The following is a 15237-nucleotide window of genomic DNA, read 5'->3' on the forward strand; positions in this document are numbered from 1 at the left end:
TGAAGAGCCGTATGCGGGAAAGCCGCACGTACGGTTCTGGAAAGGATTATACATTGCGAAATGTGTATTTACTAAACACTGCTGCAGTTTAGCAGAAGACGCGCCTGACAACAGGCTGGCAGGAGGGGAGTGGAAAAAGAGTAAGGATATGGAAGCAGTGAAAGGCAGTGCAGTGTTTTCCGCCGCGTGTACACATGTTACAATAGGGGCATGGTGAATTCCCGGAGGTATAGAAAATGAAAAAAAGTTTAAAAACAAAGTTTACACTTGGGCTGCTGTGTGTTTCTATCATACCCGTCCTGATCCTGTTTTATCTGCACATCAAGAGTTTTTATAAGTTCTACGATGAGAGGACAAGCATCATTGCATCCGGCGAGATGGAAAAGGCTGTTTATCAGATTGATTCCGCCTTTCAGGAGGTGGACGAGCTGGTTGCTTCTCTGATTCACAGCAGGTACGATAACAAATACTGCATACAGTCTATTGCGGGCATGGAATATGCGGATACAGATATAACCGCCATGCAGAGGCTTACGAACTACAGGGAGTATATCTATATTTGCAGCAACCTGATCTGTAATAATAAATATGTGGAAGGGGTATATCTGTTCACCGAGAGCGGATATACCTATTCTTATACAAAGACGAAAGAATTCTATCTGGAGAAGGATTACCAGGAAAGCAGATGGTACAGGCAGATGCGTGATGAAAATCTTTATCAGCTTGTCACTTTCTGGGACTCCCCAAGTAAACGGGTTACAGACAAGAATATACTGGAGGTCCGCCCGGTGGCAGATGAAAAGGGCAGGAAGACAGGATATATTGCCGTTGTCGGCAACAATAACATTATGGAAGAGATGGACAGTGATTCCGCGCTGGACAACGAAGCTGTGATCCTCGACAGCGGAGGTGGGCTCCTGTACACAATCATGGGAGATATGGATTTGACTGCGGCGCAGAAGGAACAGATCAGAAAAGAGGACAAGGGAATTATCGATACGAAAGACGGCGGTATCATTTTCCATACACTGAGTGTGAATAACTGGAAAATTGTTTCCAGATACGGTGTAGACGAGCTGAGTGAGTTATATCGGAAAAATATTATGAATCTGGTGATTCTGCTCCTGATCTGTGTCGGATTTATTATTGTGTCTGTTTTTGTGATTGGCAGACATTTTATAGAACCAATCGTGAAATTATCGGCCATGATGCTGAAGGTGCCGGATGAGGAGCCGGTATTGTCCCCGGCACTGCAGAAAAGGGATGATGAGATAGGGATTCTTTATAACAAATTCCAGCTGATGGTCATTAAGATCAATGAGCTGATACAGGAGCAGTATGTCAGCCAGATCAATCTGCTGCGTGAAAAACTAAACGGCCTTATGTCCCAGATTAATTCGCATTTTCTCTTCAATACACTGGAAAATATCAACTGTCTTGCGGATCTGGACGGGAACCATAAGATTGCGATGATGTCAAAATCTCTGGGCGATATGCTGCATTACAGCATGGAATTTGAGCGGACGCAGGAGTCATTGGGGGCGGAGATGGAAAATATCCGGAAGTATGTAAAGATCCAGGAGATCCGCTTTGATAATGAGATTCATGTAATAGAAGAAATACCGGATGGCCTGAGGTCATCCAGGGTATTGAAGTTTATGCTTCAGCCGCTGGTGGAGAACTCCATCGAACACGGCCTGATCGGTGAGGAGAATGCATGGTGGATCAGAATCCAGGCATGGACAGAAGATAAGGAGCTTTGTATCCGTGTAGAGAATGCGGGCATGTATATTACTCCGGAAGAGCTGGAGGAGATCCGGGGCAACATTACCAGGGAAAAAATCCGGGAGGCTGCGGAATCGGAAGGGCTGAAGCGAAGGAGAAACAGTATCGGCCTTGTCAATATCCAGCGGCGGATCAAGCTGGTGTATTCGGACAGATACGGACTGGAAATTTATAACAGGGAAAGCGGCGGCCTGGAAGTAGTGATCCGCCTGCCTCTTCAAACGGAATAAGGTGGTGGTCTGATGTATTCTTATATTGTAATCGATGACGAGGTAATTATCCGCAAAGGGCTGATCAAGAAGATCAGCGATATAGAAGATAACAGTTATGAATGTGTAGGCGAGGCAGAAAACGGGCTGAAAGGCCTGGAACTGGTAAAAGAGAAGAATCCGGATATTATTATTACGGATATGAAAATGAACAAAATGGACGGGGTGCAGTTTCTCGAGACACTAAGAGACAGCAGGCTGGAACAGCCGGTGATTGTTATCAGCAGCTTTAAGGATTTTGAGTACATGCATAAGGCGATTGAATCCAGGGTGATCGGGTATGTGCTGAAGCCATTTTCATCGGAAGAGATCGGCAAACAGCTTGAGAAGGCCGTTAAGGAGATTGAGAGCCGATGCCAGATAGAAACGATCGAAGCAAAAATGCAGTTTCTGGAGCTGGAGGACAAAACCCGGGCCCTCCAGGATCTGATCATGGGAAACCCGGACGGCCTGGCTTTGAATGAGGCGGATTACCCGGAATATCTTTATGCCCGGCTGGTTTCTGTGAACCATAAAATCAGGGGCGCCTACGAGACCTGTTTTTTCATTTGCCAGGAGCATGCACAGAGTATGCGGTGGGCAGTTATAAAAAATACGGTACAGAAATCTCAGTTTTTTATACTTTTATACACTGAAAAGGAGCGGGAGAGCTATCTGAGGCTGAAAACCGACCAGATTGTGAAGTCCCTTGCGGATAACTTCCGGGAAGAAGAAATGGTCTGTGTAATCAGCAGAACCACGAGAAGTATTTACAAATTAAATTCTCTCAGAAAAGACAATGACAAAGCGCTGCACACATTGCTTCCCGGTGTTAAGAGGGGAATTCTGCATTCGGGGAATCCGGTTGAGAGCAGGATGATTTATTCGGCGGAGTGTATGGACAGCTGGTTCGGCAGAATGAAGTACGACCCGGCAGAGGTGTCGGCTGTGATGGACAGCTTTTTTGATAATATTGACATTACACAGTTTACAATGGGAGACGTGCGCAAGACATGCGGATACATGGTGAAAAAGGTAAATGAATATGCAGAAGAGCAGAGTATAGAAAAAGATGATATCATGAGATATTTTGACACCAGATATCTGTTTGATGAGAATCTGGACAGGATGAAACGGGAGACTGCAGGTTATATCACACTGATTTTTCAGTCTGTGGATGGGAGAGAAGAACGCGGGCAGGACTTATTCGGGATGATTGACAGTTACATCCACAAAAACTATAACAAAAAGATAACGCTGTCCATGATAGCGGAAAGTATCTATGTCAATCCGGCCGTTTGCCGGAATGTACTTAGGGAGAAGGGCATCAGCTTTAATGAATATCTTACAGAGATTAGAATTGAGCATGCAAAACAGCTTCTTACGGATTCGGATGCCGGTATTGAATATATTTCCAGTGAGATCGGATATATGAATCCAAAGTATTTTTTTAAGGTATTTAAAAAGTCTGTCGGTGAGACTCCGCAGGAATACAGGAAGAACAGGAGGGTAAGCTCTTGATATTGGATGCACACTCCCATTTGGGGGAGGACGTAATATTTGACTGCAGGCATACGGAAGAAGATCTGCTTGAGAATAACCGGAAATACGGAATTGCGGGCGGGATCGTACAGCCTTTCATCGGCAGGCCATATATGGAGGTCACAAGGCAGTACCATGACAGAATAGGGCAGTTCTGCCGGAATAACAGGAATTATTGGGGGATGGCTTCGATAAATCCCCATTTCAGGCACGAAGAATATGAAAAGGAAGCCAGGCGCTGCGTAGAGGAACTGGGATTCATCGGCCTGAAGCTTACACCGGTCAGCCATGCAGTGAACCCGGAGTCCAGGGACGGGCTGTTTGTATTTGAGACGGCCAGAAAACTGGGGGTGCCGGTTATGGTGCACACGGGGTATGGGGTCCCCTTTGCCGACCCGGAAAAATTAAGAAAAGCGGCCGGCTTATATCCGGATGTGAAAATGGTGATTGCCCATCTGGGCAGCGGCTTTTATGCGTCCCAGGCTATTCATCTGGCGCAGGAATATGAGCAGGTCTGCCTGGAACCAAGCGGCTGCGGGATCGGGGAGACCTACGAGGCGCTTCGCGCGCTTAATGGGAAAAAAGTAATGTTTTCCTCGGATTCCCCTCTGCAGATTCCGACCGAGCTTGCCAAGTACCGCACGATATTGGAGAGGCATCCGGAATGGGAGAAAGATATCTTCTGGCGGACTGCCTGCGGTGTATTTGGCATCCGGCCTGAGGAATGCGCTATACAATAAAAAGTTACTTAGATTCATCAAAAAAGTTACCGGCCCCGTGCTAGGATAAACGTAACAAAAGTTACTTGCAGATGTAACAATTCAGACAAGCTTGAACTGTTACCTGCGGATAGCTGAATATAAAATGAAAGGGAGAAATCAAATGAGGAAAAAGTTAGTCAGTTGTTTATTAGTACTGAGTATGGTAGGGACAGCCCTCTTAACAGGCTGCTCAGGAAACGAAAAGAAAGAGGAGGCGGGGGCGAGTAAAGAGACCGAAAAGACAGAGCAGGCGTCCACCGGCACAGATCCGGCATTTACCTACGACGGGGATGACGTAACCCTTAACTTTATGTTTATAACAGGCGGGGAAAACGAATTTTATAATAAGACACTTCCCGAGATGGTAAATAAACAATTTCCTAATATAGAAATTGAAGTGGAGGAACTTCCGAGCGATAACTACAAATCTACAATCCAGATGAAGTTTGCAAGCGGCGAAGGCCCGGATATGTTTGAGTGGTGGCCGGACAAGCAGGCGGAACCTTTGGTAGAGGCGGGGTACTGCCTGGATCTGAGCGACCTGGAATGCATCGGGGATTTCCGGGAAGATATGGTGGATTCCTTTACATTTGACGACAAGAATTACGCGGTTCCTTTGGGATCCAGTTTCCTTACAACCTGGTATAATCAGGAGCTGTTCAAAGAAGCGGGGATATCCGAGGTACCGATGAACTGGGATGAATTCATCGCATGCTGTGACGCCTTAAAAGCAAAGGGTATTACACCTATCGTTATGGGAGATAAGGATGCATATGTGATCCAGTTCGGCACTTACATGATGGGAGCATCCTGCATTTACAATGAAAACCCTGACTTTGACGACCAGCTTTATACAGGAGAGACAAAGTTTACCGATGCGGGATGGGTTGATACGATTGAAAAATACCAGTATCTGTATGACAACGGATATGTGATGGCGGATACGCTGGGGCTGTCCCATGACCAGGCAAGACAGGCATTTATCGATGGCAGAGCGGCAATGACATTTGACGGAAGCTTTGGCTGGGAGGCGCTGATGGCGGATGGCGCGTCAGAATTTGAAAGAGGTATATTCATGCTTCCATCCAACGAGAAGGACGAGGAACTGGTATACAACCTGACTCCGGCCGAAGGTATCTTTGCAGGCGCCAATGAAGGCCATGAGGACGCGGTAAAGGCAGTGATGAGCTACTGGTTTACAGAAGGCACTCCTCTGTTCGAGGCATGGGCAGAGTCAAACGATAACATCCCTGTACACAATAGCCTCTCTGACGAACGTGAGATGATTCAGGAATACATGACAAGATACGACGGTCTGTCCACGATTTACAATCTGAACAACGCATGGCCGAGCGGTGTCAGCGATGAACTGACTGCCAAATTCCAGGAAGTGATTGCAGGAGAGGCTGACGCGGCGGACGTTACCAAGGCTATGGAGTCCAAATTTGAGCAGGTAAAATAAAAGACAGGAACGGGCGTGGCATATTGCGGCAATGAATTCTCAAGCATGCTCTAATACGGGGAGGGCGTCCCAAAAGATCTTGAGACGCCCTCCTTTATAAAATGGCGAGGTATAGCAATGCTTTATAATAGATCAAATGAAGATACACTGGATCCGGAATTATTTGAAAATCCTCCGGCACAGTACCGTGGGGCCCCTTTTTGGGCATGGAACTGCAGGCTGGACAAGGAAGTTCTCCTTTCCCAGATCAGCCAGTTCAGCGAAATGGGAATGGGAGGCGCACATATTCACTGCCGGGTAGGGCTGGATACCCCTTATCTGGGAGACGCGTTTTTTGAAGCGGTATTGGCCTGCAAAGATAAGATGAAGCAGGAAGGACTTCTGTGCTGGCTGTACGATGAGGATCGCTGGCCTTCCGGTACGGCAGGAGGAATCGTTACAAGGGAAGAAAAGTACCGCATGCGTTTTCTTGTCTTCGAGCCTTACGAGATGGCGGAAGAGCAGCAGGACGGGTATATGGCCGCAGCGAAGGCGGTCAGAAGCGGAAGCCGCAAACTGCTGGGATATTACAGGATCACACTGGACGCCAAGGGTATGCTGGAATCTTACGAATGTGTGGAAGACCCTCTGGACGGTGAAATCTGGTGTGCATGGCTGGAAGTTTCCGGAAATACCCCCTGGTTTAATAATCAGTCCTACGTAAATACGCTGGACAAGTCGGCCATCGACAGATTCCTGGAAGTCACCCATGAAGAATATTACCGGCGCTTTCAGGATGACTTTGGTACAGTGATACCGGCCATATTTACGGATGAACCGCAGACTGCGCATAAAGAAAGACTGGAAGATCCCTTTCAGAAAAAAGCGGTCATCCTGCCTTTCACAGATGACTTTGAGGAAACATTTAAGAAAGAATACGGGATCTCCATATTGTCAGGTCTTCCGGAACTAATCTGGGACAAAAAAGGTAATGGTTACTCTCAAATCCGGTATCTCTATCACCGTCATGTATGCGAACGGTTCTCGGAAGCGTTCGGGGATCATGTGGGGGAATGGTGCCGGAAACATGGAATCGCGCTGACCGGACATATGATGAATGAATGGACTCTGCATTCACAGACCATGGCAGTGGGGGAGGCCATGCGCCCTATGATGAATTTTGGAATACCGGGAATTGATATGCTGTGCGACAGACGAGAACTTTCCACGGCAAAGCAGGCCCAGAGTGTAGCCCGTCAGATGGGGCGCGCGGGCGTGATGAGTGAGATCTACGGGGTGACCGGGTGGACCTTCGATTTCCGGAACCATAAACTGGCCGGAGACTGGCAGGCGGCGCTGGGGGTGACACTGAGAGTTCCTCATCTGACGTGGGTTTCCATGGAAGGGGAGGCAAAGCGGGATTATCCGGCAAGTATTGGGTATCAGTCTCCGTGGTACAAAGAATACCGCGAAGTGGAGAATCATTTTGCAAGATTAAATACGGCTCTGACCAGGGGAAGAGCAAAGGTAAGAGTCGGTGTCATACACCCCATTGAGTCCTACTGGATCTGCTGGGGATGCCAATCCCATAATGCGGATATCCGCGAGACGCTCGACACACAATTTGAAAATATCATATCCTGGCTGCTGTACGGGCTGATAGATTTTGATTTTATATCGGAGTCCATGCTGCAGGAACTTGACGGGCAGTTAAGAGATGCTGCTGAGGTAAAAGCCGGGAAGCGGATGTTAGAAACTGCAGATATTTACAGCCATACTTTCCAGGGAGACGGTCATGCAGCAAACTTTCAGGTTGGAGAAGGCACATATGAGGTGATCGTGGTGCCCGGCTGCGTAACATTGCGGAAGCATACCTATAAAAGACTGCAGGAGTTCCATTCCAAGGGGGGCAGAATTCTCTTTCTGGGAACAGCGCCCTCCTGTATGGAAGGCAGAGAAAATGTGGACATACGGCGGTTGGCGGAGGAATGCGGAGTCATTCCCTTTCAGCGGGAAAGCCTTCTGAATTCCCTGGAGTCCTGCCGCGACATTGATTTGTTTACAGAAAATGCAGAGAGGGCAGATCCCACCAGGATGAAACACCGGGAAAATCAGAAGCGGGCAAAAAACATGTTTTACCAGATGCGTGTGGACAAGGGGGCCGAATGGCTGTTTCTATGTCATGTCAATAAGCCGGTAAATGAGGATATTACTTATACCGAAAGACTGACTATTGAGATAAAGGGAGAGTACCGTCCCAGCTTGTATGATACTTTAAGAGGGAGAATCACTGAGTCTGCGGCACGCTATGAAAACGGAAAAACCATTATTACGGCGTATGTTTCAGCCCATGACAGCCTTCTATACCGGTTGGCGCCGGGAAGATACGTGGAGGCAGACACGGCAGAGACACCCCCATTCCTGAAAAACGAGTGCGGTATCTGTCCTGATGAGGCAAAGAAACTGCTTCCTGAGCCGGAGCAATTTTCATTGGAAGAGGAGAACTGCTGTCTGCTTGACCTGGCGGAGTATGCATTTGACGATGGGGAATGGCAGCCGGAGGAGGAACTGCTCCGGGCAGACAACCGCTTCCGGAAGGCGCTGGGCTATCCCCTCCGCATGGAGGCTCTGGCGCAGCCATGGCTGAAGCAGGGGGAAGATGAAGGCGCTCACAGACTGAGGCTGCGTTTCCGGATAGATGCAGAGATTGCGATAGAGGATGTATGTCTGGCGCTGGAGCATCCGGAAAAAATGCAGATCTATTTGAATGGACATCCGTGCGGCAATGAAGACCGGGGGTGGTATGTGGATCAGAGCATCCGCAGGATCTATCTTGGCCGTATACAAAAAGGAGAGAACCTTCTGGAGCTGCATATGCCCTTTGGCGAGAAAACAAATGTAGAATGGTGCTGGCTTCTGGGGCGGTTTGGCGTAAAGGTGTCAGGAAGGAAAAAACGGCTGACGGCATATCCGGGAGCAATATATTATGGGGATTATGTAACACAGGGCCTGCCTTTTTATGCAGGGAATCTTGTCTATGAGACCTCTGTGGAGACAGAAGAGGGAGAGCTGTGGACAGAGATTTCGAGATACCGCGGCGCACTTCTGCAGATTGAAGTAGATGGAGAAAAAAAAGGAAACCTGATATATGCACCTTACAGGATGAACCTGGGAAAGGTCAGGGCAGGGAAGCACAAGATATGTATCCGGGTGTTTGGAAACCGCGCCAATGCATTTGGCCCGGTACATAACGCAGACCGGACGGAAACGTGGTACGGTCCGAACCTGTGGAGGACCCGTGGAAATAAATGGACATATGAATACCGGCTTGAGGAGATGGGCATTTTGTCGGCTCCGCTGTACTGGCTGGTAAAAGATGAGGAGGAATAGAAAATGAACAAGAAATTTCCGGATGGAGTGTATCCCGTGATGCTGACTCCGTTTACAGAAGAGAACAAAGTAGATTATGATTCACTGGGAAGGCTGGTGGAATGGTATATTGCCAGCGGTGCGGCAGGCCTGTTTGCAGATTGCCAGTCCAGCGAAATGTTTTTCCTGTCTCTGGAAGAACGAGTAGAGATTGCGCGTTTTGTCAAAGAAAAAGCAGCGGGCAGAGTACCGGTGGTGGCATCCGGCCATATATCCGATACCATAGAGGCACAGGCAGAGGAGCTTAATCGGATCGCAGAGACAGGTGTGGATGCGGTTATCCTGCTGACAAACCGTCTTGCTGCGGAGGAAAAGAGCGATGAAGTATGGCTTGAAAACCTGGAAAAGCTGCTGGAAAAACTGCCGTCAGATATGGCGCTCGGATTCTACGAATGCCCATACCCCTACAAACGGATTATCTCACCCGAACTTCTGAAGTGGTGTGCAGACAGCGGAAGGTTCTATTTTATCAAGGATACAAGCTGCGATAAGGAAATCATCAGAAAGAAACTGGAGGCCGTGAAGGGCAGCAGCCTGAAACTCTTCAATGCCAACTCCTCCACACTGCTGGAAACACTGCAGATGGGGGCAAGCGGATTTAGCGGAGTTATGGCCAACTTCCATTTGGATCTGTATGCATGGCTTTGCGGCAATTATGAAACAAACCCGGAGAAATCCAGGGAAATCGCCGATTTTCTTACAACCGCCTCTTTGATAGAACGCCAGGTCTACCCGGTGAATGCAAAGTACTTTCAGAAGCTGCTCGGAAACTTTGCCTCTATACATACAAGAACGAAGGATGCTTCTCTTCTGAATGCAACGGCAATATCAGAGACAGAGCAGCTCATGCGCCTGACGGATTATATCAGGCGGAGCATATTGGGAGAGGAGCAGATATGAAAGTATTAGTAACAGCAACCAATTATTCGAGGTATTGCCGGCCCGGAAAACAGATTCTGGAGGAAGCGGGCTGTGAGATTATAGAAAACCCCCATGGAAGGCCGTACACTTCTGAAGAATTGAAAGCCATAGTGGGGGATGTGGACGGGGTTATTGCAGGAGTGGACACATGGAATGAAGAAATCTTTCAGCTTGCTCCACGCCTAAAGGTATTAGCCCGGTTCGGAGTCGGCGTGGACAACTTTGACCTGGAGGCAGCGAAAAAACATGGGATTACCGTTTGCAATTGTCCGGGAATTAATTCCTCCGCCGTAGCGGAACAGGCCATGGCGCTGATGCTGGCGTTGCTCAGACGGGTTCCTGAGCTAAACAAATCGGTCAGGAAGGGCGAATGGACCCGCCCCATGTTCCACGAAATGAAGAGCAGGACAGTCGGCTTCTTGGGTTTTGGCGCAATTGCAAGAAGTACAGCAGAAAAGCTTGGAGGTTTCCATCCATCAATGCTGGCGTATGATAAGTATCCAAACGTTGAGGCGGCTGAAAAGCTAGGCGTAGAAATAGCTGCTCTGGACAGAGTGCTGGCTGAATCAGACATCCTGTCCATACATCTGCCGGCTGCGAATGAGACGTTTCATTTGATCGGGGAAGAAAATATCAAAAAAATGAAAGACGGCGTACTCATAGTGAATACCGCAAGAGGCAGCATCGTAGATGAAAAAGCCGCGGCAGATGCAATGAAGAGCGGGAAAATCGGAGGATTGGCAACAGATGTGTTTGAAAGCGAGCCGGTAGATCTGCAGAATCCGCTCTTTGGATTCGATAACTATATCGCAGGACCCCATATAGCAGCTGAAACATATGAAAACTGTGAAGAGACATCGGTCATGACCGCAGAGTCAGTCCTGAAAGTTTTTCGGGGGGAAGCTCCGCATAATCCGATACAGTAAAATGGCAGGTTACTGTTCAGACCGTGCCGTGCACCTCGCTGCACGGCATCAGAGCCGATGAAGTGATGGTCTCGGGGCATCTGGTCTTTGCTCCGCTTCGGTTCGTGCTTAACATGCGCCACTGGCGCATAGCACCCATCGCCGTAGGCGACTTTAAATGGGCAGATGCCGTTACTGTGCACACCCGCAGGGTGTGCACAGTAACAATGGCAGAAACCATGGTCTGATATATGGTATAATTCTTTTGCAATTATGGGATTATTAAGGTATAATTATACTATAAAGAAAGGAGTTGATTTTATGCCTCAGATTATACCTATCAAAGACTTAAAAAATACAAGTGAAGTTTCAGAATTGTGCCATAAGTCAGATGAACCTATTTTTGTAACAAAGAATGGCTATGGTGATATGGTGATTATGAGTATGGAAGCCTATGAACGAAATATGTACTTGAACAATATATACAAAACATTGGAAATCTCCCGGGATCAATTCGACAATGGGTCAGTACATGATGGATATGAAGTGCTTCGGGATTTAAAGGATGAATATGGCTTATAAACTAAAGATTTCAGAAGAAGCACGTCTGCAGCTCAAAGAGATTATAGAATATATGACACTTAAGCTTCGGAATTCAAAAGCTGCAACCGACTTTTTGAATACACTAGAAAAAAAGTATGATCAGCTTTGTTTAAATCCTGAAATGTACGAATATACCAATGATATGCGGCTAAGGTCCTTAGGGTACAGAAGAATGCCTGTAGATAACTATATTGTTCTGTATCTTGTTGATAAGGATAAAACAGAGATCCAAATAGATGGAATATTCTACAGCAAATATAATTACAGAAATGACAGGTAAGATCAGAGCGCGTCTGAAAATTTACTGCCGCAATATCCCGTGAAGCAGGGCAACATCTTGCAGCAAATAATTTTCAGACACGCTCTGTTACATTCAAAAAGGTGCTTTGCCATGTAGGGGAGCACCCTGGCTGGCGGATTTCCCGCCCAAAGTAAAATACACACGCATCCAACATTGCATCAGTTTGCGGCTTAGTGCAACTTGTTCCGTGCTCTAATCTTTAAAGATATCTCTTAATCTTCGTATAGATTCCGTCGGCATCAAGCCCATATTTTGCAAGCAGTTTTACCGCCGGGCCGGATTCCCCAAACACATCATTCGTACCTATTTTCAGTACACTGGCGGGATAGTTTTCGCTCAGACAGTCGCATACCGCACTTCCAAGCCCGCCGATGACGGAATGTTCCTCTACTGTGACGATCTTACCGGTTTCCTTTGCAGCTTTGATGACAAGTTCTTCATCCAGGGGCTTGATTGTGTGGATATTGATGACCCTGGCCTGAACACCTTCCTGGGAGAATCTTTCAGCGGCTTCAAGGGCAGCAGAAACGCACAGTCCGGTAGCGATGATGGTGACATCCCTGCCGTCCCTGAGTGTGATCCCCTTTCCAAGTTCAAATTTGTAGTCAGGTCTGTCATTGATTACGGGTACTGCCAGGCGTCCGAAACGGAGATATACGGGACCTTCGTATTCATATGCGGCTTTTACTGCGGCGCGGGCCTCTATGTCATCGGCTGGATTGATCACAACCATACCCGGGATTGCCCTCATTAGCGCGATATCCTCGTTACACTGATGTGTAGCTCCGTCCTCTCCTACGGATATACCGGCATGGGTGGCGCCGATCTTTACGTTCAGGTGCGGGTAGCCCACGGAGTTTCTCACCTGCTCAAAGGCACGGCCTGCCGCGAACATGGCAAAGGAGCTTGCAAACGGTACTTTTCCGGCAGCAGCCAGACCTGCGGCCACACCGATCATATTGCCTTCTGCAATCCCACAGTCGATAAATCTTTCAGGGAAAGCCTTCTTAAAAATGCTTGTTTTAGTTGCAGCAGCAAGGTCTGCATCCAGAACTACGATTTCTTCATGTTCTTTGCCAAGTTCAACAAGTGCGTTTCCATAACTTTCACGGGTAGCGATTTTCTTTACTTCTGACATAATGTCTCACCTGCCTTTTCTAATTCTTCCATAGCAATTGCGTATTGCTCATCGTTTGGTGCGGTTCCATGCCAGGAAGCCTGATTTTCCATAAAGGAAATACCTTTTCCTTTTACGGTTTTCATCACGATTGCGGTGGGCATTCCCTTGGTAGTCTTAGCTTCGTCAAAAGCTGCTTTCAACTGGTCGAAATCATTGCCGTCGTCTACGTTGATTACATGGAAATTGAAGGATTCAAATTTCTTATCAATGGGATACGGGGAGCATACATCGTCGATTGCCCCGTCAATCTGAAGGCCGTTGTTGTCGACGATTACGACCAAATTATCCAGCTTATGGTGTCCGGCCAGCATGGCAGCCTCCCATACCTGGCCTTCCTGAATCTCTCCGTCACCCAGCAGGGTATAGGTGCGGTAAGACGCCTTGCTTAATTTTGTCGCAAGTGCCATGCCAACGGCAGCGGATACGCCCTGCCCCAGGGAACCGCTGGACATATCCACGCCGGGGATGTGTTTCATATCCGGATGTCCCTGCAAGATGGAGCCGATCTGCCGGAGCGTGGTAAGTGTGGTTACCGGAAAATATCCTCTGTGTGCGAGCGTGGCATACAGGCCCGGAGCCGTGTGTCCTTTGGAAAGAACAAAACGGTCCCGTTTCGGATCCTTTGGATTCTCGGGATCAATGTTCATCTCTTCAAAGTATAAATAGGTAAACAGGTCTGCGGCAGAAAGAGATCCGCCCGGATGGCCTGCTTTCGCACTGTGAACAGAAGTGACGATTCCCTTGCGCACTTCGTTCGCAATCTGCTGGAGTTTTTGTTTATTCATGAGTTGCCTCCTTAAATTTTTTATAAAAATTCTCAATATTCGTGGAAATATCTTCGTTGAATACTGAGGAGCCTGCCACAATTACATTTGCACCGGCTTGTATGACATCTTTTACATTGTCCAGTTTGATACCCCCATCGACTTCGATATCTGCGGAAAGCCCCACCTCATCGATCATGCTGCGGAGCCGTGTTATCTTGGGAAGCACATTGGGGATAAAGGAAGCGCCGCCGAATCCTGGGTTTACAGTCATAAGAAGCACCATATCCACATCTTCGAGTACATATTCTATAGAAGAAAGAGGGGTGGCCGGATTCAGGACAACACCGGCCTTTATTCCGTGGTTTTTAATGGCCTGGATGGTCCGGTGCAGATGGCGGCATGCCTCTGCGTGTACGGTAATGATGTCGGCGCCTGCTTTTACAAAGTCGTCTATATAGCGGTAAGGCTCCTCAATCATCAAATGGACATCAAAAGGCTTGTCGGTATATCTTCGTATGGACTGGATGACGGGCAGGCCGAGTGAAATATTGGGTACAAACATACCATCCATAACGTCGATATGTATATAATCTGCGGAAGAGAGATGTAAGACTGTGATCTCTTTCCTGAGTTCTGCAAAATCAGCAGAAAGAATTGAAGGTGCTAATTTTATCATGAGTTACCTCCCCGGTTTTCTTGTTTTTCGTTAAAAATGCTGCAAAATTGCAGAGGTACAATCTTGTGTAGTAGTTCAGAAAGGTCTGCGCATTTACTGCGCAGACCGTACGAAAACATAGTGGCTGCAGACATCCAGCCATTCGCCGTAGGCGAACTTGAATGGGCTGGATGTGTAACAGTTCAGGCTTGCCTGAACTGTTACAATCTTGCAATTTTGCAGCATGATTTGCTCAAATATCCGGCAGCGGATGCTAGCGGGCTGCCGGATACCTGACCCTGCACCAGGTTCCATATATGAAACAATACCCATATGGTTCACTGACTGCAGAATTCTAAAGTGAAGGAGTCAATATGTCTATTTACCAGCGATAAAGTCTTCCAGCATGGCACGGCACTGATCGTCCGGATGCTGTACCGGCGGGTGTTTCATGAAATAGGAGCTTGGCTCTTCGATAGCGCCTGCCATCCCTCTGTCTTTTGCAAGCATACAGCATCTAACGGCGTCAACGCTGATTCCGCCGGAGTTCGGGCTGTCGATTACATCCAGTTTCAGGTTCAGGCTTACAGGTGCCCCGCCAAACTTCTGTCCTTCGATACAGATAATCGCGGTCTTCTGGTCACCCTGGTTGTCGACAAAAGCAAATCCGGGAGCAATCGGCACGTCATGCTTCAGAAT

General features: G+C 47.8%; 13 protein-coding genes and 1 pseudogene. 10 read left to right on the plus strand and 4 right to left on the minus strand.

Annotated elements, in window-relative coordinates; all coding sequences use genetic code 11:
- The 10 genes from GKG43_RS23150 to GKG43_RS21765 form a co-directional block, all read left to right on the plus strand.
- Nucleotides 1-217, plus strand: a 217-nt coding sequence (locus GKG43_RS23150) for a hypothetical protein (protein WP_206672037.1), incomplete at its 5' end; no start/stop codon positions are given.
- A 19-nt stretch (nt 218-236) separates the two neighbouring features.
- Nucleotides 237-2015: a sensor histidine kinase gene (locus tag GKG43_RS21725; protein WP_055155257.1), complete on the plus strand. Its 1779-nt coding sequence runs from the start codon at nt 237-239 to the stop codon at nt 2013-2015.
- Nucleotides 2016-2027: 12 nt separating this feature from the next.
- Complete coding sequence (locus tag GKG43_RS21730) at nt 2028-3554, plus strand: response regulator (RefSeq protein WP_055155256.1); 1527 nt, start codon at nt 2028-2030, stop codon at nt 3552-3554.
- Nucleotides 3551-4315 carry an amidohydrolase family protein gene (locus GKG43_RS21735; RefSeq protein ID WP_055155255.1) on the plus strand — a complete coding sequence of 255 codons (765 nt, stop codon included), beginning with the start codon at nt 3551-3553 and terminating at the stop codon, nt 4313-4315. Before GKG43_RS21730 ends, GKG43_RS21735 begins: the two co-directional genes overlap by 4 nt.
- Before the next feature lie 142 nt (nt 4316-4457).
- Nucleotides 4458-5798 (plus strand): extracellular solute-binding protein, encoded by a 1341-nt coding sequence (locus GKG43_RS21740; RefSeq protein ID WP_242857661.1) that lies wholly within the window; start codon nt 4458-4460, stop codon nt 5796-5798.
- Between the two features lie 117 nt (nt 5799-5915).
- Nucleotides 5916-9167 (plus strand): hypothetical protein, encoded by a 3252-nt coding sequence (locus GKG43_RS21745; protein ID WP_055155254.1) that lies wholly within the window; start codon nt 5916-5918, stop codon nt 9165-9167.
- Between the two features lie 3 nt (nt 9168-9170).
- The gene (locus tag GKG43_RS21750; protein WP_055155253.1) at nt 9171-10106 is read left to right on the plus strand and encodes a dihydrodipicolinate synthase family protein; all 936 of its coding nucleotides are present in this window, start codon (nt 9171-9173) and stop codon (nt 10104-10106) included.
- Nucleotides 10103-11053: a phosphoglycerate dehydrogenase gene (locus GKG43_RS21755; protein WP_055155252.1), complete on the plus strand. Its 951-nt coding sequence runs from the start codon at nt 10103-10105 to the stop codon at nt 11051-11053. Before GKG43_RS21750 ends, GKG43_RS21755 begins: the two co-directional genes overlap by 4 nt.
- A gap of 300 nt (nt 11054-11353) precedes the next feature.
- Nucleotides 11354-11614, plus strand: coding sequence for a type II toxin-antitoxin system Phd/YefM family antitoxin (locus tag GKG43_RS21760; RefSeq protein WP_055155251.1), 261 nt, complete (start codon nt 11354-11356; stop codon nt 11612-11614).
- The gene (locus GKG43_RS21765; protein ID WP_055155250.1) at nt 11604-11915 is read left to right on the plus strand and encodes a type II toxin-antitoxin system RelE/ParE family toxin; all 312 of its coding nucleotides are present in this window, start codon (nt 11604-11606) and stop codon (nt 11913-11915) included. Before GKG43_RS21760 ends, GKG43_RS21765 begins: the two co-directional genes overlap by 11 nt.
- Before the next feature lie 220 nt (nt 11916-12135).
- On the opposite strand, the gene GKG43_RS21770 is transcribed toward GKG43_RS21765, so the two are convergent.
- The 4 genes and pseudogenes from GKG43_RS21770 to GKG43_RS21785 form a co-directional block, all read right to left on the minus strand.
- The gene (locus tag GKG43_RS21770; RefSeq protein WP_050641635.1) at nt 12136-13074 is read right to left on the minus strand and encodes a transketolase family protein; all 939 of its coding nucleotides are present in this window, start codon (nt 13072-13074) and stop codon (nt 12136-12138) included.
- Nucleotides 13062-13901, minus strand: coding sequence for a transketolase (locus GKG43_RS21775; protein WP_055155249.1), 840 nt, complete (start codon nt 13899-13901; stop codon nt 13062-13064). Before GKG43_RS21775 ends, GKG43_RS21770 begins: the two co-directional genes overlap by 13 nt.
- Nucleotides 13894-14559 (minus strand): ribulose-phosphate 3-epimerase, encoded by a 666-nt coding sequence (gene rpe / locus GKG43_RS21780; protein ID WP_055155248.1) that lies wholly within the window; start codon nt 14557-14559, stop codon nt 13894-13896. Before rpe ends, GKG43_RS21775 begins: the two co-directional genes overlap by 8 nt.
- A 357-nt stretch (nt 14560-14916) precedes the next feature.
- A pseudogene (locus GKG43_RS21785) lies at nt 14917-15237 on the minus strand (myo-inositol-1-phosphate synthase); the annotation flags it as partial.

Origin of the sequence: Eubacterium sp. BIOML-A2, assembly GCF_009680135.1 — a bacterium.
In the GTDB taxonomy this organism is placed as follows: Bacteria; Bacillota; Clostridia; order Lachnospirales; family Lachnospiraceae; genus Faecalicatena; species Faecalicatena contortus_B.